The organism is Helicobacter bilis, assembly GCF_001999985.1.
Classification (GTDB): domain Bacteria; phylum Campylobacterota; class Campylobacteria; order Campylobacterales; family Helicobacteraceae; genus Helicobacter_A; species Helicobacter_A rappini.
The window spans coordinates 107,638-132,481 of the sequence record NZ_CP019645.1; the positions used below are offsets into that span (position 1 = coordinate 107,638).

The following is a 24,844-nucleotide window of genomic DNA, read 5'->3' on the forward strand; positions in this document are numbered from 1 at the left end:
TTTTACCCTTTGACTGCTTTTAAAAATTCATCATAATCGCGGATATATTCACTCTCATCATAGTAATCGCTAGCTAAAATCATTAGCTTACAACCATATGAGAAATTCCGCATTTCTCGCCACATATTTTTGCCAATATATAAGCCCACATCGGGGCGATTAAGCCATATAGACTGCCGCTTTTGCCCATCATCTAGGACAAACTCACACGCACCATCCATTGCCACTACAAGCTGCTCCAAATGCTTATGCGCGTGGAATCCCCTCTCTTCATCAGGCAATGTATCATAAATGTAATACACCCTTTTAATCGCAAAAGGGAGATTTTTATTAGATTCTAAAGCGATGAGTTTCCCGCGTTTATCCCCGATCGTTTGTAACTGCATAACTTTATACATTATATTTTCTCACATAATACCGCAATGTCTTCTCTAGCCCACTTGCGAAACTCTCTTGTGGCTTCCAGCCTAGAATCTTAGCTATCTTGCTAGAATCAATGGCATAACGCCTATCGTGTCCTGCCCTATCCTGCACAAAAGCAATTTGACTTTGATAAGACTTTTTATCCGCCCTTGGGGCAATCTCATCAAGCAACGCACAAATATGCTTTGCAATCTCTATATTCACACGCTCACAATTCCCACCGACATTAAAAGTCTCGCCATAGCATTGTGAGTGAAATACTACATCAATAGCACGGCAATGATCCTCCACATAGAGCCAATCACGCACATTTTTACCATCGCCATAAATAGGTATTGTCTCACCTTGCAGAGCGTTACGAATGATCGTGGGGATAAGCTTCTCATCGTGTTGCTTAGGACCATAATTGTTAGAACAATTTGTGATAAATGCCTTTAATCCATAGGTATGGATATAAGATCTCACAAGCATATCGCTTGATGCCTTAGAAGCTGAATAGGGGGAGTTTGGTGCATAGGGTGTAGATTCTGTAAAATACCCACTCTCGCCCAAAGAGCCAAAAACTTCATCAGTGCTAATGTGATGAAACACACAATTTTCCTTGCCTCTTTTTGCAATATGCGGTGCTTCAAACCAATGTAAATAAGCAGTATGCAAAAGATTAAAAGTCCCATTGACATTTGTTTTTATAAACGCATTGGGATTGGCAATAGAATTATCCACGTGAGATTCAGCAGCAAAATGTATCACACTTTCAATCTCATATTTTGTGAAAATCTCATTCACCAAGCTTTCATCGCAAATATCGCCCTGCATAAAAGTATAATTGCTGAAATTTTCCACACCTTTTAGATTCTCTAGACTCCCAGCGTAAGTAAGCAGATCTAAATTTACAATGTGATAATTTGGATATTTTTTCAAAAAATACAACACAAAATTGCTACCGATAAAACCAGCCCCACCTGTTATTAAAATACTTTTCACTGCCCTACCCCACCTAATGTTCTAAAAGATTTTTCAAATACTCACCATAGCCACTTTTTTGCAAAACACAAGCACGCTCTAGCAATTTTTCTTCATCAATCCAACCATTATGATAGGCAATCTCCTCTAAACAAGCAATTTTATAGCCCTGCCGCAACTCAATAGTCTGCACAAAAGTAGAAGCCTCCACAAGACTATCGTGTGTGCCCGTATCAAGCCACGCAAAGCCCCTTCCTAGCACTTGAGATCTTAGCTTATTTTGCTTTAAATACGCAATATTTACATCAGTGATTTCTAGCTCTCCCCTTGCACTAGGCTTTAAAGATTTAGCGATAGAAATGGCGTTGTTATCATAAAAATACAGCCCAGTTACCGCAAAATTACTCTTAGGATTAAGTGGCTTCTCTTCAATACTTAACGCCCTGCCCTCTTTATCTATCTCTACCACACCAAAACGCTCTGGGTCTTTAACGCGATAGGAAAAAATCGTAGCAATGCCATTTTGTGCCTCTTGCTTTGCCTCTAAAAGCATAGGCGAAAAGCCCTGCCCATAAAAGACATTATCCCCCAGAATCAATGCTACATCATCATTGCCTACAAACTGCTCTGCTAAAATAAGTCCTTGAGCTAATCCATCAGGGCTCTCTTGTATAGAATACTCAATCTCCATACCAAGCCAACTACCATCGCCAAAAATCTCTCTAAATCTTGGTGTATCTTTAGGGGTAGAAATGATTAAAACCTCTCTAATTTGCGCAAGCATTAGCACAGATAATGGATAATAAATCATAGGCTTATCGTAAATAGGTAGCAATTGCTTAGATACCATAAGCGTAGATGGATAAAGTCTTGTCCCACTTCCACCTGCCAAAACTATGCCTTTCATGCCTACAAACCTTTCTTTAAACAACTTCGAAAACTCGCCATAAAAGTGCAGATTGTAGCAAAAATTATTGCAAGTAAGGTAAATATAAAAGTTTATACTTGGCGTATCTATTATGCTTAATAGTCAAATATAGAAAATATATAATATTGCATCAGGACATTTAAAAAAACAGATTTTTTGTAAATAAAATGAAGTGAACATAAAACATCTTTAAACATAAGCTTGATATTCTTGCTCAATATCAAGCTATAAGTCAGTTATCGCCTTTTCTAAAGTTTCGCACTAGACACTAGCTTCACGCTAACTCGCAATTATGCAAGTCAATAATAAGGCTACATTTTATAGTTCTGAATCAACATTAAGATTCTAGCGTAAAGCCACCATCTTGCGACGCAAATATGCTATCTTGCTTTGAAGTGGCAACTCTTTAGGGCATACATCATGACAAGCAATAAGACTCATACAACCAAATACACCATCATCATTACCTACAAGCTCATAATAATCTTCATCAGTTCGCTCATCATGTGGATCAATCATAAATCGCACAATTCTATTCATACCAGCAGCACCTACAAAGTCATCACGCATAACCTTTGTCGCACAACTTGCGATACAGCACCCACACTCAATACATCTATCAAGCTCAAAAACTTCATCAGCCACTTCAGGCTCTATAGGCATTTCAAGCTTTGAAATATCGGGTTTATGCTGTGTGTGAATCCAGCTTTCAACTCGTTTTGTCATTCCTGCAAACCAATCACCTGTATTTACACTTAAATCCTTAATAAGCTTGAATGCAGGTAAAGGCATAAGCGTGATAACGCCATCAGGGAAATCTTGTGTCAAAGTTCTGCAAGCAAGACCGGGTCGCCCATTAATCATCATGCCACAACTACCACAGATTCCAGCACGACATACAAAGTCAAAGCTCAAATCCGGGTCTTGCTGCTCTCTAATCATACCAAGCGCAATAAAAACAGTCATAGAATGTGCTTCTTCAATTTTGTATTCCCTAAAATGTGGCTTTGAAGTGGCACTCTGTGGGTCAAATTTTAATGCTCTTATAGTTAATGTTCTTCCTTTAGTTTCAGCACTCATTATCTATCTCCTAATCTTTGATTTCTTGCTTTATATTGTGGTTGCAAATTAAATGGCATAAGAGCTTCTTGCAGGGCATATCTATCGCCACCTTTAGCTTGAATCTCTTGTGTGATTCTATCAATCTCAGCTTGTCTTATAGCACTATTTGGATGCTCAATAATCATACCTTTAGCACCATATCCGCGGAAGCCCGGAGCAATCTCCATTTTCATAATATCCAAATCTTCATAAGTTACCGTTGGTAATGTTTGGTTTGGATCTTCCCAGCTTGTAAGTGTGCGTTTAAGCCAATTTGCATCGTCTCTTTTTGGATAATCTTCCCTTGAATGTGCCCCGCGAGATTCTGTCCTATCAAGCGCACCTTTCGCTACACATAAAGCAACTTTAAGCATTTTTGGCGTGCGGTAAGCATCTTCTAGCTCTGGGTTATTATGCAACTTTTTGTTTTTCACATGAATATTTCTGCTGCGTTTAAATAACTCTTCAAGTTTATTAACAGCTTCTTGCAAACTCTTACCATCACGGAAAATACCCACATCATTATCCATAATATCTTTCATCGCATTTTTAAGCTCATAGACATCTTCATTGCCAGAATTATTAATAAGAGAAGCAATATAGCTTTCTTGCTCTTTAATAAACTTCTCAAGCACAGAAGTTTGCACTTCAATTTGTGCTTTCACACAATAATCAGTGAAATATCCACCGATAATCATGCCAGATACCACCGCTTCACTTACAGAGTTTCCACCAAGCCTATTGAATCCATGTAAATCCCAGCACGCAACTTCACCCGCCGCAAATAATCCTTTAAGATAAGTTTCACCTTGATAATTTGTGCGAATACCACCCATAGAGTAATGCTGCATAGGTCGCACAGGCGCCCATTTTTCTGCTGGATCTAAACCTGCAAATGTTTTACAAATATCTTGCACATCGCGTAAATTTCTCTCAACATGTGCTCTACCCAAGATAGCAATATCAAGCCACAAGTGATCACCATAAGGTGATTTTACACCTTTACCATTGCGGATATGCTCAAGCATTCTACGAGACACAACATCGCGGCTTGCAAGCTCCTTTTTCTCTGGCTCATAATCAGGCATAAAGCGATAGCCATCAACATCACGCAAGATTCCACCATCACCCCTACAACCTTCTGTAAGTAGGATTCCACTAGGCACAAGCGGTGTTGGGTGAAACTGCACAGCTTCCATATTGCCAAGTTTTGCAACACCTGTCTCCATCGCAATAGCTGCACCAATACCTTCACAAATTACCGCATTTGTCGTATTTCTATACACTCTACCATAACCACCTGTGGCAAGTAATGTGCCTTTAGATACATAGGCTATAAGCTCGCCTGTTACCAAATCACGCACAACCGCACCATAGCACTTGCCATCTTGATGAATGATAGAAATAGCTTCTTTTCTATCTTGTATATCCACACCAAGCTTATAAGCTTCATTTGCCACCGCATAAAGCATAGTATGCCCTGTCGCATCGGCAGTATAGCAAGTTCGCCATTTTTTTGTGCCACCAAAGTCGCGTGAATGGATATAGCCGTGGCGGAAGTCATCTTCTGTAATTGTTACTTTTTCGCCATTGATAACTGCCGGACGATCACCTTTTTGGATTCTAGTCCAAGGCACACCAAATCCTGCTAGCTCCCTAATTGCTTTTGGAGCGGTGGTAACAAACATTCTTGCTACATCTTGATCACAACCCCAATCGCTTCCTTTCACCGTGTCAGCAAAGTGTAAATCCTCATTATCACCATCACTCTTTACAGAGTTTCCAAGACTTGCTTGCATACCACCTTGAGCTGCTGCCGAGTGGCTTCTTTTTACTGGGACAAGACTTAATACAATTGTGTTTAATCCTGCCTCTTTTGCTGCAATAGAAGCCCTAAGCCCTGCTAATCCGCCCCCAATAACCAACGCATCACAATATACTACTTTCATATATCTTCCTTTTCTATTACTTGCTTAGATTTTCTTTTGCAATAGCAAGAGCTTTGTCTGCCATTGCATTTGTGTTTGTTGCTTCAACATGAACACCAAATCTTTCATGGTCATACTCTTTAGCATCTTGAATGCTTTTAAAATCCTGATTCATTCCCTTACTAAAATACGCATAGAATGTAGCTAGACCTAAAATAATAAAGAACGCACTCATAAGCCATTTTGCAGTTCTTAAACCACTGATTCCAAGCCCTTCAAACCATCCCCATTTAATGCAAAGACGATAAAGACCGATAGAACCATGCAATTCAACCGCAAAAAGTAAAACAATATAGAGCAGCCAAAAGTTTTGCTCAAAGAATCTAAATGAAGAACCACTTGGTCCAATAGTATCTGGCTCTGCAAACATGATATAAAGATGCACACTTGCCAAGAAAAACATAACAAAGCCTGTTGCCGCTTGTATAAACCATAAACTTGTATCGCTGTGCTTCATCACATGCTTATGTGCTTTTAAAGCAAGAAATTGCCTATAATTAATAGGAAATTTTCGCATTGCTAAAAAAGCATGTGCAACAAAAACAATAAATACAAATGCCGCTACACCGCTTACTATTTTTGGTTCTCCAGCTTTGCTAAGAAATGGACTACCCTCAAATAACTTCGTGATGGTAAACATGAATTGATCGCTAATAAGAATACTAGAGACAAAAAACATGTGTGCTATCATAAATAAGCCTAAAAAAAGCCCGGTAGCACTTTGCCACCAGTCTAATCGTGCAGGCACTCTACTTTTTTTGCGTTCTGTGGTTATGCCAAGATAACCTTCTATCACCTTCTCTTCTTGCATTAAGCCTCCCTTAAAATGAGCTTTGATTTGCCAGTAGTATGCCATATTTACCCTGCATACTTCCGCGTAACATTATAAGATATAATCACTTTGAAATTCTTTTAGCAATTTGTTTTAAAACTTTTTTTACAAAACTATGTGTAAAAACTACACACAACCCCATTTTACAGCATATAGTTACGATAAGTTGATGTGAAAGTATGTATATTTGTATAGAAGATTCTAAGAATCTAAAGCTATCGTATAGGTTTTATAAAACCATCTAAAAGCCAATCAGCTAACGACTCATTAGTTGCTACAACCAAGTCTGTGGGGACTTCCTGCCCGATAGAAAAGTAACTGATGGGTTTTTTTGTCTCATACGCAAGGGAAAAAATATTGCCTAAGCCGCGACTTTCATCAAGTTTGCTAAATATCAATGTATCAAGATTCAAAATACTAAATGCATCGTAAATATCACGCAAATCCTCAAATTTTGTTGTCGCACTCATAACAAGTGAAGTATTGATTTTATAATCACCTTGTAAGTATTTTTTTATCTGTGCAATTCTCTCACTATCATTTTGACTACGACCTGCAGTATCAACTAGAATATAATCACAATAACGAAGTGAGTCTAGGGCTTGTAAAAACTCTTCTGGGGCAACCACCATTTGAATGCTAATACGCATTCTCTCTGCATACCATTCAAGCTGCTGCAATGCACCGATTCTGTAACTATCAAGGGTGATAATGCCGACCTTTGCCTTTTTCTCAAGTGAGAATCTAGCAGCAAGTTTTGCAAGTGCGGTAGTCTTGCCAACACCTGTTGGACCTACAAGCATCATTATTTTTTTTGTCATATCCTTGCTTTCTGGACGACAATATACCATTTTACGCAGCACTTCCCTAAAATAACGCTTGATAGTCAAAGAGTTTTCACGCATTTTAAGCGGCATAAGCTCAAGGCTAAGGCTCATAATCGCATCAAGATGACTTTTAATGATACCGCTACTCTTTGCAATACGATAGATTTCAGCAAACTCATGGGGTATATTTATGCCCTCACTTTTTGGACTTTTATCGTCCCATACCATGTTTTGAATAAGCTTTAGTTTATCATTTAATTTATCTAGCTCTTGCTTTATCCCACGCAACTCTTCTACATTTGCCCCCTGCAGATTCTGTCGCTCTTGCAACTTTGATCCAACTCGTTTATTAAGTGTTTCTAATGTGCTTGAAGTTTGCTGTAAAATCGGTGCATTTGCAACCTGTAAATCATCTTTTTTTGTAGATTGTGTTTGCAATCTATTCGTAACATTTGGACTAAAATCAAGGCGAATATCTTCCGAATCTATGTCGCTAGATAATTCTGAAATCTCTTTTACTGCACGACTAAGCTGACGACTAATATCTTCATCAAAAACATCAAGTTTTTTTTGCGCCCTTTTGCGCTCAAGCTCTTTTTGTGCTATTTCATCAAGTCTTTGCTGAATGCTATTAGACCTCGGTGCAACTACTTCTGGCTGTGGCACTGGGGCTGCATCGTCTTGGACTGCGACTACGACTTCATATAAGCCCGGCTCTGTTAGAGTTTTTTTTCTTATTTCTTTACTATCAATGATTAATGCTTCATCTCCGTGCATACTCTGTGCTTTTTTCAAAGCCTCTGGTGGTGTCTCTCCTGAATAAGTATAAAGCTTCATTTAAATAAACCTAATTGAAAAGTAAGTGGTTGCAACACACTTTGCCTATTAGCATAATCTCTATGTGGTAGATACATGTGAGCTAAATTTACCTTCTTTTTCGCATAAAAAATTAAATCAATATCCAAGCTACGCTCCCCATTTTTCATTAAACGCACCCTTTCTCTACCAAACTTTCTTTCAAGATAAAACATAAGAGAAAAAAGCGATCTCACACATAAAGATGTGCTAAATATAATACTTGTATTGTAAAAATCTGGCTGTTTTATATATCCAAAAGGTGGATTCTTATAAATGTATGCTGTGCTGTGAATCTGAATCTTTGGGTGTTTATATAAGCAAGAAAAAAGTTGCTCAAAAGTTTTTATGCAATGACCAACATTTGCACCTATACCCCAAACAACCATATTTGCATAACTTTTGCAATTATGTTGCACATAAGGAAAATGCTTTGTAAATAGCTTCACAAAAACTCCTTGCCTATAATTTAACTATCACGAATAAATAGTAGTTAGAGAATCTAATCCAAATTCTAATCTTAATAAAACTCGCTATTATACCTAAAAAATTAGTATTTTGAAATACAAAAGTTTAGATTCTGTAATCTTAGCGAGCGAAGCATCTGCTAAAGCAAGTGTAATGGCTGTTGATACTGCTTTATTTATATCATTGTCAATAGTTTTTGATATGTACTTTTTTTGCTTTGATGCTATCCGGTGATATTGTGATATATGTCGGTTGCTTTATAATATTATTATTTATAATGCGTATTTTGATATTATTGCCTTCTTTGCTTAGGGTTAGTTTATTGCCCTCCATATCTTGTTTGATTAAACTATTTTGACTTAATTTCTGTAAATCTATTTTTTTAATAAGTCATTTATTTGTTTATTTCTCTTTATATTATTTGAGGCTTTTATGGAATCTTTTTTTTATTATTTAGTGATATCTCTAATGCTTCTAGTGTTTTACTTTGCGTATTAGTGAAAAATATTTTTGTGCTAGGCAATAGATTTGTTGGTATATTTTCTCCAATGGATTGCATAATAAGCAACAAAGCGTCATTGAGATTTTTATTACTAAAGCCTATATATTGCTCTTTTATGCTATTGCTTATAAAAGCAAAGCTAATCTTATTTATATCATTTGAAAATGGATATAGTGTTGTATTGCCCATGAAATTTCCTAACACAATTTAGATTCATTGCACTCATTTTCTTTATATGCTTTCATAGCCTCTTGAATTTTATCTTTCAAATAAATGGGAATTGTTTGTTGTCTGTTGCACTGAACTAAAACTTGCGTCTTTTTTCCCTGCAGTGTTTGCTCTATGTTGCTAGCTTTTTGCATAAAATTCTGCAAGACCCCCCCCCCCTTTTTTTTAAGCTCCACGCTATCTTGCTCTAAATAATACAAACGCAATGCTTTTAAAAAGGTATTTTCTGGCGTATAGACATATTTTTCTCCACCAGAAACAATATCATCGCTTTTGGTATATATTTGGAATTTTATAGAATCAAATAAAAACCTATAATACTTAAATGCTCTTTAATAAAAGTTTCTTGCAGTGCTTTTATGGATTCTGTATTTTCATTTTGCAACATAAACTTATATATATATATATATATATTCTATCATCATTTGATAAAGCTTTATTTCCTTTTGTATTCCCCCCCCCCCCCCACCCCACCCCAATTTTTTGTTTGATCTATTTTTACAAATGGAGGTAAGCATAAAAAAATATTGTTTAAATCCATATCATCATGTTTATATGCATTATAATCTTGCGTTTTATTTTGCATTGTTAGCTTAGGTAGTTCTGGTCTGCCTTGTATTTTTATGTCTAACCCACTTAGTGCCTGTGCTCCATACTACTTGCTTTTTCCTTATTTGGTGGTTGTGTGAGTATAAGATAGTTTTTACTAGATTGTGTTGCGATATTTTTCTTTTTATATCAGCTGCTAATATTCTTGATGTAAAGTTTTTATATGATATATAAACAAGATTTGTATATGAGTTTGTAAGCTTGTTAAATGGGGTATAAGATGGGCTTTCTTCAGAATCTTTATTTAATGGGGATATACACATATATAAATATTCACTATTATTATTTATCGTAAATGACTTTTTTAGCGAGTATATTTATAATATTTTGTATATGTCCATGATATTTTCCTTGTAAGATTTAATTAAAGTCTGGCGTAAGATTGAAAGACTTTTTTGTATAAAAAAATCAGCATCAATGCCGCTTAAATCTATAAAATTACCACTGCTATCAAATAGCATAAAGACATGAGATTCTAGCAAACATATAGCAAGATCTCGCTAATATCCTCAAAAATGCGGTAAGTTGGGCAATGCAAGTGCACTGTAATGTCTATTGTGTCCTATCTCATGCAATTCTTTTGCTATATCATAAATCTCTCTTATAGCTGAAGTAGAACCTAAGCTTAAAGCAAGAAAATGAATGTAGCACCGCTACCAAGAGATAAACACACATACTAATAATGACTATCCCAAACTTTAATGCAACAAGTAAATCAGCCCTTGTCTCATCATCTTATTTATTTTGCTCTGTGTGCTTAGATTTTTTAGAATTTCATTTCTAGCATTCATAAGCTTTGTTTTTATGTCTTTCAATTTATCTCTCATGGTGTATTCATCTGTAATATATGCTTTATATATAGTTTGTTATTCCCTCTATCACATCAATAAAAACTCTTTTATATATTTTATCCCTATAGAATCTGTATCATCTACATCATTAAACCTATTGTTATATATGCGTTCGTGTAGTCAAGCTGCTCTATGTTCTCAAAGAAGCCATATTACTTATTTTTTTGATTAGCTTTCACAGAATGTATATTATATAAATCCCTACTCCTGCCAGAGCTAACCTGCAATAGAGGTGAGACTAAGGCACTTGCAAATTCATATAAAAATTTGACTTTCCTACTTCCTTCTGTTTATTTTCTTTTACCCTATTTGCCTCTTTTGTCACCTTGTTTATAAATACTTCTAGTGGATTCTCATTACATTCATATATGCAATATTTAGTTTTTCCTACCATATCTTTCTTTTTGCTTTGCAGTCATTTGAAATTAAATGTTCTGGTTTAATTGGATAAAAGCAAATGGTTTCTATGGTGCAAGTATCCATATATTCACTAAATTCCTTATATAATCTCTCTGCGATAAAGTCAGTAGGGGCAATGATTGTTATATTTCTTTTATTGTTTTGTGCTGATTGTAAAAATCTTGCAATAGAATCTTTTATTCTTTATAGCTATTTATCTGTAATACTTTATCAATTGTAATTGTGTGTTGTGCTTTTTATCATCTTGCATAATTATCTCACATATACATTTGATAAAGCACTGTAGCTATTAAAACTACTCTGCATATCCTCATTTATATTCATTTCCAAATTTTATCATAAGTTTATTGCAGTAAGATGACATAAGCCGTATTTCTCTAAAGAATATGCTATCTTATATATATTCCTTATATGTATTATCTAGTAGTTTAAAATGACCATATCCATAGTCTTTATTCTGCGTAGCTTCTTTATTATCTCTATATGCCCTTTTGTGATTGTCAAATACTATACAGAATGTTTTATTTATAAAATCTTTATCCTTATAATCATTATAATCATTTTCTTGCAATACTTTGTTATTTTTGATTTCTTTGCTATTAATCTTGCATTGATAGATATTGAGGGAGTTTTTTGCAAGGTATCTATTTTATAGCAGATAATAAAAGTAGGCTTACGATAAGCTATTTTTGATTCTAAAATATTTTTACTCTGTGTATTAGTAACTACTAGGATTTGGGGGGGGGGGGGGGAATTAATCCTGAATGAATTAGGCTTAAGTGCAGCAATAAGAGAGAAACCTCTATCACTAAAGACATTGCCGCTAACTAAAACTTGCATTATGGGATAATCATCATTATATTTTTTAAAAGCTCTTACAGTTGGAAGCATTAAAGCCACTTGCATGCAAGGTGTAGGAATACCTGCTATATTATTGACGCAACCTATAATGCTAGAGTTGATTAAATTAAATTCTAAACTCCGCCCCAAGCATATCAATATCATAAAGTCTTACTTTTTGTAACGATTGAGTTGCTATGCCACTAAAAAATTTGCCTTATTAACACAAATAAAAGATAATAAAAGCCTTATACTAATTTCAAGGGATAAACAATGACTTACGAAGAAGCACATAAAATTTTTGAATTGCCATTTATGGAATTACTCTATAAAGCACACACTCTGCATAGAGAAAACTTCAATCCAAACTCACTGCAAACAAGCACACTTTTAAGCGTAAAAACGGGGGCTTGCACGGAAAACTGCTCATATTGTGCGCAATCAGCCCATTACAACACAGGCACGAAAAAAGAAAGCATGCTAGATAAAGAACAGATTCTAAAATACGCAAAGGCAGCAAAAGAGAAAGGAAGCTCTCGTTTTTGCATGGGGGCATCTGGCAGAAGCCCTAGCGATAAAGACCTTGAGGTGCTTTGCGAGGTGATAGGCGAGGTGAAAGATTTAGGTATGGAGACATGCGTAACTTTGGGTTTATTGAATGAAAATCAAGCACAAAAGCTAAAAGATTCTGGACTAGATTTCTATAATCATAACATTGATACTTCAAAGGAATATTATAGCAATGTCATTACTACGCGGACTTTTGAGGATAGACTAAATACCATCAAAAATGTGCGTGATGCAGGGCTTAAAATCTGTGTCGGCGGGATTTTAGGTTTAGGTGAAAGCAATGAAGATAGAATCAATATGTTAGTTTTACTTGCGAATCTCCCCACGCCACCAGAATCTATACCGATTAATCAGCTTGTAAGGATTCCGGGCACACCGCTAGAAAATGGCGAAACGCTTGATTGCTTTGACTTTGTAAGGATTATCGCCCTAGCACGCATTCTTATGCCAAAATCCTATATTCGTTTATCAGCAGGTAGAGCGCAAATGGATGATTCCTTGCAGGCTTTATGCTTTTTTGCAGGAGCTAATTCAGTCTTTTATGGTGATAGATTGCTTACCACAGAGAATGCCGCACCAACTAGAGATGATATGCTATTTGCAAGGCTTAATCTTTCCAAAGAAGTCTTTGTTGAGGCAAAGGCGTAAGGGGGGGGGGGGCGTAGAATAGGTTTATTTGATTAAACAAGATGAAATAAACTATGTAATACCCATTGTTGCCGCCATTTAGTAAAACAAAATATTTGGTAAATACACTTCTATTTTAGCCTCCGAGCAGGAATCTTATCTGGGGCTACAAGAGTGATAATGTTTTTGGAAGCTAATTTTGAGCAACTCCCTTACGCCCAACAGAGTATGAAATCAAAGTGAAACTTTCCATCATATGTGCGTAAGGTAGGACTACAATTACAATGAAACCACCAATAAACTACAGAATATCTTTTGATATATGGCTCTTTAATTATTGGATTCTACAATTATATTTGCACTTCATCCCAAATTTAAGCCAAATTTTCACCCCCCCCCCCCTTACTTCTCCTGCTCTTGCATTTTAAGAAAAAGCTCCCACTTGTATGCACTCTCAACAATCTTTGCGAGATTATTATATTGTGGATTCCATTCTGTATTTTTTAGAATCTTTGCATTATCTGCGATAAGTATCGCTGGATCGCCTGCGCGTCTGCCTGTGGTATAGACTTTAAAATTATTTTTACTGACTTCTTTTACACACTCAATCACTTCCTTGACACTAAAGCCCATTCCATAACCTACATTAAATATCTCTCCAAGCGGTCCTACTGCATTTTGTAACAATTTATAAGCTTCAATGTGTGCCATAGACAAATCATCAACATGGATATAATCCCTTATGCAAGTGCCATCTTGCGTATGATAATTTGTCCCATAAATACTCATACCCTCTCTCTTACCTACCGCACATTCACATGCCACCTTGATAAGATGAGTAGCGTTCTTAACACGCTGTCCTAATGCCCTATCTGCTGTATAGTCATTTAGCATATTTGCCCCTGCTACATTAAAATATCGCAAAATAACATAATTGATCTTTGCAGATTCTGCTATGTCTTGCAACATAGTCTCCACCATAAGCTTACTCCAACCATAAGGGTTAATGGGCTTTAAGGGGCATGATTCTGTAACGGGGATATGCTCTTCATTTGGCTCACCATAGACTGCCGCTGTGCTTGAAAAGATAAAGTTTTTCACCTTATATTTCGCACAATATGAGAGTAATTGCAGCGTTTTAGAAGTATTATTTGTATAGTAAAGAATAGGATCTTCCACAGATTGTGCTACACTGATAAATGCACCAAAATGTAACACTGTATCAATTTTATATTGTTTAAAAACCTCTTCACAATTTGCCAAATCTTCACGCACAAGCCGCACTCTATCACCAAACTGATGTTTTAAATATTCATAGTTTTTCAAAAATCCTGTTGAAAGATTATCTACAATAATAATTTCAGCTTCCGTATGCTGTAAAAAATGAAGCGCACAATGTGAGCCAATGTAGCCACAACCACCTGTAAAAAGTATCTTCATAATTTTCCTTCATATCTCAAATTAAAAACCTACATTATAACATTATAATGCTACTTTCAGTTTAACTCAATGGAGAGAAATATGGAATCTGTTTTTGATAATAAAACTTTAAGAATGTCGATTTTGGCGACACCCGAACATGTGAATTTTAATGGTGTAATGCATGGGGGCGATTTATTAAAAATGCTAGATGGCGTTGCGTATGCGTGTGCGACACGATATTGTGGTATCGGTGTGGTAACGCTTAGTGTCGATAGAGTGCTGTTTAAAAGCCCGATAAAAATTGGGAATCTTATCCATTTTCTTGCATCGATCAATTACGCTGGCACAACAAGTGTGGAAGTTGGAATCCGCGTAGTAGCAGAGGATATTGCTAAGCGGACACTAACTCATTGCAATAGCTCTTACTTTACAATGGTAGCCCTAGATTCTAATGGCAAACCAACAAAGGTCCCACCACTCACACCAGAAACTGAAGAAGAAAAAAGACGATTTGAAGCAGGGAGACTAAGGCGAGAAGCAAGCAAGGCAAAGCTAAAAAGTAAGAAGTAGATCGAAAATATTATCTTTTTTTGTGAAATTCATTTTTATTCAAGCATGAAAGATCACTATAATGAGATCCCTTATCTAGCTTTTATTCAGCTGATAGTAATGCAAGTAAGTCAATAAGACTGATTTGCCATGCTATTCCTTAAAAGCAAGGGATTATTTATGAATAAATCATTGCTAGGAAATATCTTAGATAGTGTTTGATTGCCAAGTCCCTATGTTTTTTAGTGAGTTTTGTTGTTTGATGGTTTTTTAGCATATTAAACAAATAAAAGAGTAGCTCCATACTTCTTTGGACTGATTTCAGCTTTAACTATAATAATGCCAAATATATAACCATCATTTTAACCAAAATGCTATCGCTTCCTATACCTAAAATCTGTTTGCGTAAAGTTAGGACATTTTTTAAGTTTGCTTTTGTAGCGTGTGCTGTGGTATTTCTAATGGGCTGCAAGATTCTAATAAATTGTTGCAACTCGGCTATAAAATACATCAAGCCAATATTTTTAGAATCTTTTATACCATGCTTTGCAAAGTTATAGATATTTTGCCTAAAGGTATTTAAAAGGTGATTTAATGTGCCTAAATTTGGCATTATTAAAGCTTTGGAATCTAGCCATTCTTTTATACTAGATTCTATCCCTTGCACTTTGTATGTGTAATCGCCTATGCTATTTTGATTTTGACTTGTTTCAAATATATCTAGGTTTTTAAATAATTTCTTGCAAAATCGCCCTATCTCTTGCTCCATAGTTTTACTATATAGCATCACAATGCCAGTGCAGTCGTAGAGTGGATTGCCTTTATTTGCATGGTATTCTAGCTCAGCGTTAATAAGGTTTTCAGCAGAATCTGTTAGTAAATCATAAATCAAATTTTCACCAAAGATGAAGTCAATCAAATTGTTACGCATTTGAATTTGCTCTTCTGTTTTAAACATATTGTGATAATGTAGAATAGGCTGTTTATTTGCATGAAATGTAGCAAAATAATCCCTATGCTTTTTCATCGTGATTGCAAGTGGATAAGTATAGTCGTTGCCATAGAGTGCAAAAGTGCGATTGTTATGCAATGTCTTAAAATTTGCCAAAAACATATCTCTCACATTTGCAAAATTATTTCTTACAAGTTCTTGCATATCACTTATTTCAAACCAAAACTCTACACAAAGCCCCTTTTCATCATAATATGCAGGAGCAGGGACATTTTTATCCTTAGATATAGAGACAACCTTGCAAACATAAAGGTTTGCATAATCAGTAAGAAAAAGTTGCAGTGGATTCTGTGTGCTTGTTTGATTTATCAGTATTTGCATGGAATCTGTTTGTGTAGATTCTATTGTGTTTATTGCCGTATGTTGCGTGTGTTTTATGGAATCTTTGCTGTGGGTTGTAGTATCGTTGTGGCTAGATTTTGTGTTTGCATTGCTATTTTGCATGATTTCTAGTTGTGGATTTCTCATTTTTGATTTTATTTTACCAAACGAGACTTTTCCATGTAGTTTTAGAATCTCAAGATGAGATTCTATGACATCATTTTGATAATATGGGTTATAGAGTATGAGTAAGGCGGTAGTATTCATTGTTATTTCCTTATGTTTTTAGATATTATAATCTAAAACCTATAAATCTTAATATCTCTGCATTGAAAAACTAAGCGGCTATATAGAGTTTTGCATGTCTTTTGCAGCATATTTTAGTGCATGTTACAGGACTTTTTTTGTCAAGTGTAAAACGCATTTTTGCAGCTACAACTCACTTGCCCCAAAAATTACAAAAAAATACTTTTATTTTTCATGTTTATATTTCTTTTTTTTTTTTTGTAAAATGATTTTACTAAATTATTACATTTAGTATTTTTCACAAAGGATTATCATGGCTTACAAGAAAGATAGTGATTTGGAATTTTTGAGAGAGATTCCAAGTGAAGAGTTGGATGTATTAGTGGAGTTGCTAACAAAAGATACTGATGGTAAAACGCGGCATGCAGAGAGTCTTACAGGTAAAGATTCCTATAAAAAGCATTATCCAAATCATCATGAATATATAGATGACATTATAGAAGAATTACAAACATTTGGCGGACACACAATTGTAAATAAAATAAGGGGTGGCGGTGTTTTGTATAAAGAGATTCTATGTGATGTATGCGATAAACAAAAGGTTGATTACTCTAAAGATAGTAATATTATCGCAATTGAGAAAGCTTTAATTACTAAAATGTTTAAAGACCTTACAGAATCTCTTGCAAAAGAAGATCCAAAAAAGTTAGAGGAAGCAATGAAAGAAGTAAAGCCAGAAAGCACAAATGGGCTCTATATGTATCAGCTATCAACCATTGTAACTTCTGCGGCCATGCAAACATTTGGTATGACAACAGCAGCTGGTGCAGCAGCATTTGCAAGTTTTGGTGCGACTTTAGGTATTGGTAAAGTAGTTGGGCTTATAAATCCTATCTTAACAGGTGCGACAACGCTATGGTTAATGTCTGATTTAATGGGACCAGCCTATCGCGTAACTACACCAGCAACATTGCAAATAGCATTTTTACGACAAAGACATTTACATAGAAAAGAGATTGAAGAATTGGAAACAAATCATAAAGAAATAATGGAAAGCTTGGAAACTATTAGCGATGATTTAGAAGAAGAGCAAAAGATAGCATTGGCAACAAAGATTATGGGGCAATTAAAAGTAAAGCTTAATATCCTTGTTGTAGGTGCTACGGGTGTTGGCAAAAGCTCTACAATTGCCGCTATCTTTAAAAATGGTAAGAATTTTGTAAAGATTGGCACAGATTCAAAACCACAAACACAAAATATAGAAAAATTTGTTATTAGCAACAATATTACACTTTGGGATTCACCAGGACTTGGTGAGGGCGAAGAAAAAGATAAAAAGCATAAAGATAATATAATCGCAAAACTTCAAGAAAAAGATAAAGATGGCAATGCTTTAATTGATTTAGTGCTAGTTATCCTTGATGCGACAAATAAAGATTTAGAAACCGCATATAAGCTTATCAATAAAGTGATAATCCCTAATATGCCAAATAAAGATAGAATCCTTATTGCATTAAATAAATGTGATTGTGTTATTGATAGAGTGGATTTTGTAGAAAATGGACGAAAATTAACCGATGAGCAAATACAATATTTAGATTCTAAAGTCAATGATATACAAGAGCGGGTGAAAAAGGATACAGGCGTAGATGTAGAGCCTATATACTACTCTGCGGGATTAAAGAAAGAGAATAAACTACAAGAGATGCCATATAATATTACTAAGCTACTCTACTTTATCACAAAGAAAACCCCACCTATAAAGCGTCTTGTGTATATAGGACAAGATAATAAAGAAAAAGGCACAGATGATGGTAAAAAAGATTATGAGAAATCGTGGTGGAAATCCACTTGGGAATTTGCTACAGATCTTGCAAAAGAAAATAAAGATACTGCAAAGCAAATGATTAGTGATTATGCTTTGCCATTTGTTAAAAATCCAGCTATAAGAAAAATACTCGATAGCTTATTAAAGAAACTTTAATTTGTAGGAAAGGATAAAAATATGTTGTGGTCTATTACTGTTATTTTTGCTATATTGGCTGGTTTAATTGTATTTTTTGTCGTATTGGCGCTTCTTATTGCTGCGCTTGGTGCTGGCACAGCAGTCGCTATTCTTGTATTACCTTTTATAGCGTTTGTTAAAGGACTTGAACAAGCGTATTATTGGTATGCAGGTGAGCCATTTCAAATTCTTTGGATTATTTGCGGAGTGATTTCTGTGCCAATCATGATTGTTATAATCGTGGGAATTAAAAATAACTAATCTTGCTAATAAATGGTTTTATGCATTAGAATCTTCCTTATATAAAAAAGCAAATAAGATGCGGATTAAAGCACCTGTAATGTTAAATCTATTCTCTTTTTTATTACCTTGCTTACCAAAATGTCTATACGCATAAGGGATATAGATATTTACCACTCCTGCTGGTGTTTTATATGCTACTCTATTTTTAGCCTTGTTTGGTGTAGCGTTTTTTGAGTTTAGTAGATTTTGGCTAAAAGTTTGTATGTCCGTAGGTTTAGGTAAAGGCATTGCATAAGATTCCAACGCCTTATAATCTATCCTGCCATTAGAATCTAAAAAGCTAGATTCTAGCTCCTTGCTTAACGCTTCCCCTTGCATTGTGCTTTCTGCTATGGTATCTTTTAAAGGTGTATCCATAGTTTTGTGTGGATGTGGGTATGTATAAAAGCTTGGTGCATTCCCTAAAGCTCCGCCCTTTATATTTTTCTCCCAAAAATCATCATAAAATTTTCGCTCCGCTTCACTAAGGTCGTCATTTACTCCTTTCATCATCGCATTCATAACTCTGTCCTCAAGCTTGTTAAATTTTTCCCCCTCTTTGCCAAATTTATCTACAATATATCTTTCATTCGCTTTTGATTGCGTTTTGGCGTCAATATACCTTTTCATTCTCTCTTGAATATTCCTTGCTTCCACTTCGCCGTGCCTTAGCCTGTAATTATCCTTGCTAAGTGTTTCTAATTTTTCCCCATAAGCAAAGCCCTCTATATCTTGGAATTCGTGTTGGATTTCGTGGTAGAGAGTGCTTTTTGCTTTTTCTACATCTGTATCTATATTGTCTGCATTAAGTTTTATCGCTTTTTTGTCTTGTTTATATCTGCCTACTACGCTTGGACTTTCCGCGCTTTCTTGGTGTGTAAATGTCTTTATTTTTATATCTTGCAACTGCGGATAAGCTTTAAAAAGCTCATCATCTTTTAAAAAATCTACAAGCCTTTTTTCTACTCCTATATTATAAATCAACCAATCCTCTTCCTTGTCTTCTGGTGTGTATTTTAGCTTTAGCTCCCCGCCACTTTGGCTTATCTCAAACTTCCATTTTTTATCCTTGTCTTTATACCAGCCTGTTTTTTCCCATATCTCTATTTCATCTGCCCCACTAGATTCTAACTCTTTTGCCCTCTCTAGCCTTGCTTTGTGTGGTGCATAGGCTTCATTTACTAAAGCCTTTTCCCCTGCGAATAGCTGTGGATTTACATCTAAAAGCTTATTGTTATTTAAAAAGCGTGTTAAGGCATTATGTGTATTTGTCATTGCATAAGTTTGCAAATCTCTTTTAGCTATTTCACTCATTAAAGCTGGATTGTCTTTAGCTATATTTGGATAACTCTTAGCTACTTTGTTTGCTCTCCATTCTAAGCCTTTTGCTACCGCCTTACTTCCTACCGCCCCACCTAAGAATCCAGCGGCAAACTTAGCAGGATTAAATCCTACAATGTTTCCATTCTCATCAGTCTCAATTCCTGCTGCAGTGCCACTTATTATTCCACTTCCCAAATGACTTGGATTAGCATACATGATATTAGGGCTATTTTCATTAAAGTAGGTATGTGTAGATTCTTTATTTTTTGGTTTAGTCTTTGTGATATTGCCTTTTGTATCTGTATAGCTTCCTTTATTGTCAATATGTTTTATTTGGTTAGAATCAAATGCTACTATTTCCCTATCATTAAACAATATGCCATCATATCCTGCTTTTTTATAAAATTGTTGCAATGGATAGATTCTAGCTGTTTGATACATTCTTCCATAACCGCCATATACACCATAGTGTCCGCCCACTACTTCCTGTAATTTCTCATTCTCTCTTGCAGCGGCTAGGATATAAAGCTCGGTTTCATTTTTAAAAAATTCTTTTTCAAACCCAGCTTCATATAATGTGGGCGAATCTTTTTTTAAGAGAGAATCAAGCTCTTTTAACTCTTGCAAACTCTCATCTAAATTAGGATTATGTTTTAAATCTGCCTCGTAAGCTCTTATGCTCTCATGCAAATTTTCCTTTTTTAGATTATAAAGCGGTGTGCTAAACTCTTTACCACTTTCTATATGCCTTATCTTAACGCTTTCTCTGTCATATTGCAAAAACTCAAAGCCGCTTTCTTTTAACTCTGCTTTTGCTTGTTTTAGATTTTCTATTGCCCTTAATCCCCTTTCTTTATCTTTTTTAGTGAATTTAAAAATTTTATCAATCTCTTTTATTTTTTCTTGTGTAAGCTCTTTTTCCATAATAAAGGGCTTTTTGATATTTAAAAATACTTCATATATAAAGTTTCCTTCATCATCATCTGCATAGTTTTTAGCAAGGTTTTTATCATTGGAAAACCAATTGCCTATGCTAAAATTAGAAACTGAATTATCTTTAGTATTAAAGACTTCAAAAGGTTTTTTAAGTTCTTTATTATGCAATCTTTTCATACTGCTTAGTGTTGTGCCATGATAAAACACTTTAGGCAGTCCATTTTCATCTTTTGTTAAAGGGCTAGAATCTTTATGCCATTCTAGTAAATCTTTTGCCTTTTTCTCATCGTAATTAAACTTTTGCATGGTAGATTCTAGGGTTTGTTGTGGTATAATGTTGGTAGCAAGGTTTTCTAAAGGTTCTTTAGAAGTAAAAGTGTCGTGGTAGGAAGTCTCGACACCTTCCTTGTATTTATTATTTTTAGCTTGTGATAATCCACTTATTTTCGCCCACATTATCCCAACCTTTAGAGATACCAATTCTATATTCTTCTCCATTTTTACGCAATATAATACTATCTACACCATTTTGAGTAATAACCTTGCCATCTTGTATAATCTCACTCATAGCGTTTATAAGTCCAGCCTCGCCCTTACCGAATGCTTCAAAATCCCCTGCGTTTAAATGCTTCTCAATAATCTTAGCAAGTCCATAGCCCTTTGTATTTTTACCTTTTCCTTTAACTTGTCCCCAAACTAAATTAATATCGCCTAATTCTTTACGATAAAATGCCCCTGCCACTTGTCCTTCTTTTTCTGCCATAAGCTTTTGAATAGCTTCTTGTCCTTTTCTGTAAAACTCCGCATAGTTTTTTCCAAACTCTGCTATTGGTGTTATATCTAAAAGTGCTTCTATTTGCTCTCTGTGATATTCTAATTCTCCAAGTCTTTTTTTGAATGTTTTGTCTTTAACTGCATAGTCATATCCCATTTTCTTTCCAATACCCCCAATCATATTAACAGGATAAAGATTTAATGCTTTTTCTATACTTGAACTAGCGGCATCTTCAAAAAAACTTTCTACATCACCAAATCTTTCTTTAAATACTTCAGGTTTTCTCGTATAATTATCCAAAACGCCCATAAGCCATTTATCAACTTTAGGATATTTTTCCCTTAAGCCTCTTGGTATTTGTAAGTAGTCTATCTCTATGTTTAAAACATCAGCTTGTCTCACTTTCGTAACATATTCATTTTTATTAAAAGTGTTACTTGAGACATCTCGTATTCCTTTGCCCTCTCTTAAATCCTGCTTTATTTCATTGAATCTTTTTAGCGCATCTTCTTCTGTGTGATACCATGTGCCAACACCATTTAAAAAATATTGTCTCTCACCTCTATCAAATATCTCGGCTAATTCATCATATAGACTTTGCCTTTCTGCTTGAAGATTTTCAATTTGCTTAATATCATCAGGGTGGTGTGGCATATTAGCTAGTGTTTCGATTTGTGTTTTCTCTTTTGGCTTATCTATGCTTTTGTGATTGTGTGAATGGATAGTCATCAAGCAATTTAGTTTGTATTTTTTCTATTGCTTCAAGTGCTTCATCACAAGCTTTAAAATCATCAATAATGTCTAAAGCAGCACGATTGAGAGAGTTTTTGACTTGTTCTGTTGCAGCTACATAATCATCATATTTGATTGATACATTATCTCTAACTTCATTAAGGTGTTTAAGTGCTGCATAAACTTCTTCTCCATTATCGCTGTATTCAAGTTTTGCATGTTTCATAAACCACAAATCATCATCAGGGTCGTATTTTTTTCGAAAATCAATCATTATGTCATCGTAATAGACACTATAAACACCCCTGTGCATTCTTTCTTTTTTTTCTTTTTCTTGTGTGCTTTTAGACTCTATATCTTTACTTATTTCTTGTTTTGTGGTAGGATTCTGTGTTGATAGTCCATTCACAACTTCGGTTGTTTGTCTGTTCAGCGGAACGAAAGAATGGATAATGTCCGCCTTGTTTATCTCATTCTTTACATATCTTTCATTTGCGTTTGGAATCCCTGTTATTAAAGTTTTATCATTATTCTTTGTTACAAGTAGATATAATAGATTGTTATCCTTATCTTTAAATGATTTAATATACTCTTTTTTATTTGGTAAAAAAGTGAGTTCAATATCTGCCCTTTTTAGTGTGGGTTCAACAAGATTTAAATATGCTAGTCTTGCCTGTGAATCTTGTCTAGTCGATAAATGCTCGATAAAGTTTTCTTTATTTTCTACATTATCTAAAGTTTTTAAGAAAGCATGTATGTCTAGTGTTGGCGGTATAGGCTCTGCCACCGACTTTAAAACATTAAGATTTTCTATAAAAGCCTTTTTATCTGTGATAACTTGATATTCTCTTGTTTTTGATATTTCCCCCAACACATTCCTAAACCTATCCACTTCTACTGCTTTATTTTCACTAGGCTTATTATATGGCAATAGCTTTATCTCTTTTGTAGTGTTTTTAAACTCCTGCATAGAATCTAAAAAGTCATTTGTCTTTGCATTAATATCTCTTAAATGTGCTTTTAGGTTAGTATTAGCTTTATAAGGCAGTGCTTTTATCTCATTACTTAAAGGTTTAAAGTCTAGCTGTGCTAAAGGCTTATTTAATGCTTTTGTGGCACTCATAAACTCTTTATAGAGATTATGAAATATAAAGTTCTTTATAGCTTGAGAAGTTAAAGGCAGTGCATTGCCTTTAGAATCTACAATAATGCTAAAAGGCATACTCATAAAGTCTTTAAAGCTTTTGTCTAGCTTTTGCAAGGCGTGTAGTGTCTCTTTATACTCTAATAGCTTTGTTTCATTATATGCTAGTAGTTTAGTGTCTTGTGGTGTGTTATAAGGGATTAAAGCATTATTTGCTTGTGTGTTGTTATAAGGGATTAAGCCTTGTGTATCTTGTTTCATTAAGTTTGTAGCAAAGCTTGGTTTCGTTTGTGTTTGTGTTGGGACTAAAAGATTACTAAAAGCATGGATTTCTTTTTTAGTCTCTGCATGAGTATTTAAAGGTATTAAAGCTTTATTACTTGTGCTTAATTCACTCTCTATATCTTTTATAGCTTCTTTGGTAAAGCTAATATCATCTTGTATTTGATGTAATACCCTTTGTGTTTGTGCTATAAGAGTGCTATTTGTCTTTAAGATATTGTTATCATCAAAGGCTTTAAAGCTTTGCAAGTCTTTCTCTAGCAGTTCTCTTTTTTGTAATAAATGATTATATTGTGAATAGGCATTCTCTAGTGTCTTTTGAGTAGGTTTATCTAGCTGTATTTCCCCACTCTCTATTTTTCTTTGAAACTCTTGCATACCGAGTTTATCAAACTCTACTTCCATTTTATAAGTTGCTTCATTGTCAAAGTCATCTATTTGTCTAGTAGGCATGAAGTTAGGATTAGATTCTATAACTTCTCTTTGTATAGTCTCTATATCTTTTCTAGCTTCACTCAAAGCATTATCTATAACTTCTTTTCTCTCTTGTAATTCTTGTTTATTGGCTGTGATTGCAATTTGAGTTTCTTGTGCGTCTTTTATGGTGTAGAAACTTGCTATATCATCTTTGTCAAATTGTGTTTTCCAGTATTCTAACTCTTTTAATACCTTGCTTGTTTCTTTATCCTCTTTTGGCAAGTTCTTAGAGATAGAATCTATGCTGACATATATAAAGTCTTTTGTATCTCTTTAAATTAAATGCGTTGTCTTGCGGACACTTTT

General features: G+C 34.9%; 22 protein-coding genes. 4 read left to right on the forward strand and 18 right to left on the reverse strand.

Annotated features, from left to right (window positions below; genetic code table 11):
- Positions 1–2 precede the first annotated feature (2 nt).
- The 13 genes from XJ32_RS00485 to XJ32_RS00535 all read right to left on the reverse strand — a co-directional run bounded on the left by XJ32_RS00485 (position 3) and on the right by XJ32_RS00535 (position 12,000).
- Positions 3–386, reverse strand: coding sequence for a sugar 3,4-ketoisomerase (locus XJ32_RS00485; protein ID WP_410780175.1), 384 nt, complete (start codon positions 384–386; stop codon positions 3–5).
- Between the two features lie 4 nt (positions 387–390).
- Positions 391–1,407 carry a dTDP-glucose 4,6-dehydratase gene (gene rfbB / locus XJ32_RS00490; RefSeq protein ID WP_077387972.1) on the reverse strand — a complete coding sequence of 339 codons (1,017 nt, stop codon included), beginning with the start codon at positions 1,405–1,407 and terminating at the stop codon, positions 391–393.
- A 13-nt stretch (positions 1,408–1,420) separates the two neighbouring features.
- Positions 1,421–2,293 carry a glucose-1-phosphate thymidylyltransferase RfbA gene (gene rfbA, locus XJ32_RS00495; protein WP_020995901.1) on the reverse strand — a complete coding sequence of 291 codons (873 nt, stop codon included), beginning with the start codon at positions 2,291–2,293 and terminating at the stop codon, positions 1,421–1,423.
- Between the two features lie 366 nt (positions 2,294–2,659).
- Complete coding sequence (locus XJ32_RS00500; protein ID WP_004087231.1) at positions 2,660–3,394, reverse strand: fumarate reductase iron-sulfur subunit; 735 nt, start codon at positions 3,392–3,394, stop codon at positions 2,660–2,662.
- Positions 3,394–5,364, reverse strand: coding sequence for a fumarate reductase flavoprotein subunit (locus tag XJ32_RS00505; protein WP_005218160.1), 1,971 nt, complete (start codon positions 5,362–5,364; stop codon positions 3,394–3,396). The genes XJ32_RS00500 and XJ32_RS00505 overlap by 1 nt, the downstream gene beginning before the upstream one ends.
- Positions 5,365–5,380: 16 nt before the next feature.
- Positions 5,381–6,214: a fumarate reductase cytochrome b subunit gene (locus XJ32_RS00510; protein WP_004087235.1), complete on the reverse strand. Its 834-nt coding sequence runs from the start codon at positions 6,212–6,214 to the stop codon at positions 5,381–5,383.
- A 236-nt stretch (positions 6,215–6,450) separates the two neighbouring features.
- Positions 6,451–7,899 (reverse strand): flagellar biosynthesis GTPase FlhF, encoded by a 1,449-nt coding sequence (gene flhF / locus XJ32_RS00515; protein WP_034565430.1) that lies wholly within the window; start codon positions 7,897–7,899, stop codon positions 6,451–6,453.
- Positions 7,896–8,366, reverse strand: a complete 471-nt coding sequence (gene folK, locus XJ32_RS00520) for a 2-amino-4-hydroxy-6-hydroxymethyldihydropteridine diphosphokinase (RefSeq protein ID WP_077387973.1) — start codon at positions 8,364–8,366, stop codon at positions 7,896–7,898. Before folK ends, flhF begins: the two co-directional genes overlap by 4 nt.
- Before the next feature lie 449 nt (positions 8,367–8,815).
- Positions 8,816–9,076, reverse strand: coding sequence for a hypothetical protein (locus tag XJ32_RS00525; protein WP_077387974.1), 261 nt, complete (start codon positions 9,074–9,076; stop codon positions 8,816–8,818).
- A gap of 8 nt (positions 9,077–9,084) precedes the next feature.
- A complete protein-coding gene (locus XJ32_RS00530) occupies positions 9,085–9,315 on the reverse strand; it encodes a hypothetical protein (RefSeq protein WP_077387975.1) in 231 nt (76 codons plus the stop codon).
- Between the two features lie 236 nt (positions 9,316–9,551).
- A complete protein-coding gene (locus XJ32_RS11600; protein WP_155761411.1) occupies positions 9,552–9,701 on the reverse strand; it encodes a hypothetical protein in 150 nt (49 codons plus the stop codon).
- 1,112 nt (positions 9,702–10,813) lie between these two features.
- Positions 10,814–10,969 carry a hypothetical protein gene (locus XJ32_RS11605; RefSeq protein ID WP_155761412.1) on the reverse strand — a complete coding sequence of 52 codons (156 nt, stop codon included), beginning with the start codon at positions 10,967–10,969 and terminating at the stop codon, positions 10,814–10,816.
- Between the two features lie 551 nt (positions 10,970–11,520).
- Positions 11,521–12,000, reverse strand: a complete 480-nt coding sequence (locus XJ32_RS00535; protein ID WP_077387976.1) for a hypothetical protein — start codon at positions 11,998–12,000, stop codon at positions 11,521–11,523.
- 108 nt (positions 12,001–12,108) lie between these two features.
- Here XJ32_RS00535 and bioB point away from each other — a divergent pair, with 108 nt between their 5' ends.
- The gene (gene bioB / locus XJ32_RS00540; protein WP_077387977.1) at positions 12,109–13,053 is read left to right on the forward strand and encodes a biotin synthase BioB; all 945 of its coding nucleotides are present in this window, start codon (positions 12,109–12,111) and stop codon (positions 13,051–13,053) included.
- A gap of 381 nt (positions 13,054–13,434) precedes the next feature.
- Here bioB and galE read toward each other — a convergent pair whose 3' ends face one another.
- The gene (galE, locus tag XJ32_RS00545) at positions 13,435–14,472 is read right to left on the reverse strand and encodes a UDP-glucose 4-epimerase GalE (RefSeq protein WP_004088025.1); all 1,038 of its coding nucleotides are present in this window, start codon (positions 14,470–14,472) and stop codon (positions 13,435–13,437) included.
- A gap of 81 nt (positions 14,473–14,553) precedes the next feature.
- On the opposite strand from galE, the gene XJ32_RS00550 reads away from it, so the two are divergent.
- Complete coding sequence (locus XJ32_RS00550; protein ID WP_077387978.1) at positions 14,554–15,024, forward strand: acyl-CoA thioesterase; 471 nt, start codon at positions 14,554–14,556, stop codon at positions 15,022–15,024.
- 310 nt (positions 15,025–15,334) lie between these two features.
- Here XJ32_RS00550 and XJ32_RS00555 read toward each other — a convergent pair whose 3' ends face one another.
- Complete coding sequence (locus XJ32_RS00555; RefSeq protein WP_254422400.1) at positions 15,335–16,603, reverse strand: HP0729 family protein; 1,269 nt, start codon at positions 16,601–16,603, stop codon at positions 15,335–15,337.
- A gap of 292 nt (positions 16,604–16,895) precedes the next feature.
- On the opposite strand from XJ32_RS00555, the gene XJ32_RS00560 reads away from it, so the two are divergent.
- Together XJ32_RS00560 and XJ32_RS00565 are read left to right on the forward strand one after the other, a co-directional pair.
- Positions 16,896–18,566: a DUF3944 domain-containing protein gene (locus XJ32_RS00560; RefSeq protein WP_077387979.1), complete on the forward strand. Its 1,671-nt coding sequence runs from the start codon at positions 16,896–16,898 to the stop codon at positions 18,564–18,566.
- Positions 18,567–18,587: 21 nt separating this feature from the next.
- Positions 18,588–18,848 (forward strand): hypothetical protein, encoded by a 261-nt coding sequence (locus XJ32_RS00565; RefSeq protein WP_077387980.1) that lies wholly within the window; start codon positions 18,588–18,590, stop codon positions 18,846–18,848.
- An 18-nt stretch (positions 18,849–18,866) separates the two neighbouring features.
- On the opposite strand, the gene XJ32_RS12135 is transcribed toward XJ32_RS00565, so the two are convergent.
- From XJ32_RS12135 to XJ32_RS00580, 3 genes are read right to left on the reverse strand one after another with little or no spacing between them, the layout of a single operon-like run.
- Positions 18,867–21,584: an LPD23 domain-containing protein gene (locus XJ32_RS12135; protein ID WP_167619976.1), complete on the reverse strand. Its 2,718-nt coding sequence runs from the start codon at positions 21,582–21,584 to the stop codon at positions 18,867–18,869.
- A complete protein-coding gene (locus XJ32_RS00575) occupies positions 21,550–22,632 on the reverse strand; it encodes a putative barnase/colicin E5 family endoribonuclease (RefSeq protein ID WP_077387981.1) in 1,083 nt (360 codons plus the stop codon). Before XJ32_RS00575 ends, XJ32_RS12135 begins: the two co-directional genes overlap by 35 nt.
- The gene (locus XJ32_RS00580) at positions 22,595–24,760 is read right to left on the reverse strand and encodes a hypothetical protein (RefSeq protein ID WP_077387982.1); all 2,166 of its coding nucleotides are present in this window, start codon (positions 24,758–24,760) and stop codon (positions 22,595–22,597) included. The genes XJ32_RS00575 and XJ32_RS00580 overlap by 38 nt, the downstream gene beginning before the upstream one ends.
- Positions 24,761–24,844: the final 84 nt, after the last annotated feature.

Coding starts and splice junctions, on each gene's coding strand:
- XJ32_RS00485 (WP_410780175.1), bottom strand. CDS start 386: ATGCAGTTACAAACGATCGGGGATAAACGCGGGAAACTCATCGCTTTA.
- rfbA (WP_020995901.1), bottom strand. CDS start 2,293: ATGAAAGGCATAGTTTTGGCAGGTGGAAGTGGGACAAGACTTTATCCA.
- XJ32_RS00500 (WP_004087231.1), bottom strand. CDS start 3,394: ATGAGTGCTGAAACTAAAGGAAGAACATTAACTATAAGAGCATTAAAA.
- XJ32_RS00505 (WP_005218160.1), bottom strand. CDS start 5,364: ATGAAAGTAGTATATTGTGATGCGTTGGTTATTGGGGGCGGATTAGCA.
- XJ32_RS00510 (WP_004087235.1), bottom strand. CDS start 6,214: ATGCAAGAAGAGAAGGTGATAGAAGGTTATCTTGGCATAACCACAGAA.
- flhF (WP_034565430.1), bottom strand. CDS start 7,899: ATGAAGCTTTATACTTATTCAGGAGAGACACCACCAGAGGCTTTGAAA.
- XJ32_RS00525 (WP_077387974.1), bottom strand. CDS start 9,076: ATGGGCAATACAACACTATATCCATTTTCAAATGATATAAATAAGATT.
- XJ32_RS11600 (WP_155761411.1), bottom strand. CDS start 9,701: ATGCAAAATAAAACGCAAGATTATAATGCATATAAACATGATGATATG.
- XJ32_RS11605 (WP_155761412.1), bottom strand. CDS start 10,969: ATGGTAGGAAAAACTAAATATTGCATATATGAATGTAATGAGAATCCA.
- XJ32_RS00535 (WP_077387976.1), bottom strand. CDS start 12,000: ATGATATTGATATGCTTGGGGCGGAGTTTAGAATTTAATTTAATCAAC.
- bioB (WP_077387977.1), top strand. CDS start 12,109: ATGACTTACGAAGAAGCACATAAAATTTTTGAATTGCCATTTATGGAA.
- galE (WP_004088025.1), bottom strand. CDS start 14,472: ATGAAGATACTTTTTACAGGTGGTTGTGGCTACATTGGCTCACATTGT.
- XJ32_RS00550 (WP_077387978.1), top strand. CDS start 14,554: ATGGAATCTGTTTTTGATAATAAAACTTTAAGAATGTCGATTTTGGCG.
- XJ32_RS00555 (WP_254422400.1), bottom strand. CDS start 16,603: ATGAATACTACCGCCTTACTCATACTCTATAACCCATATTATCAAAAT.
- XJ32_RS00560 (WP_077387979.1), top strand. CDS start 16,896: ATGGCTTACAAGAAAGATAGTGATTTGGAATTTTTGAGAGAGATTCCA.
- XJ32_RS00565 (WP_077387980.1), top strand. CDS start 18,588: ATGTTGTGGTCTATTACTGTTATTTTTGCTATATTGGCTGGTTTAATT.
- XJ32_RS12135 (WP_167619976.1), bottom strand. CDS start 21,584: ATGTGGGCGAAAATAAGTGGATTATCACAAGCTAAAAATAATAAATAC.
- XJ32_RS00575 (WP_077387981.1), bottom strand. CDS start 22,632: ATGACTATCCATTCACACAATCACAAAAGCATAGATAAGCCAAAAGAG.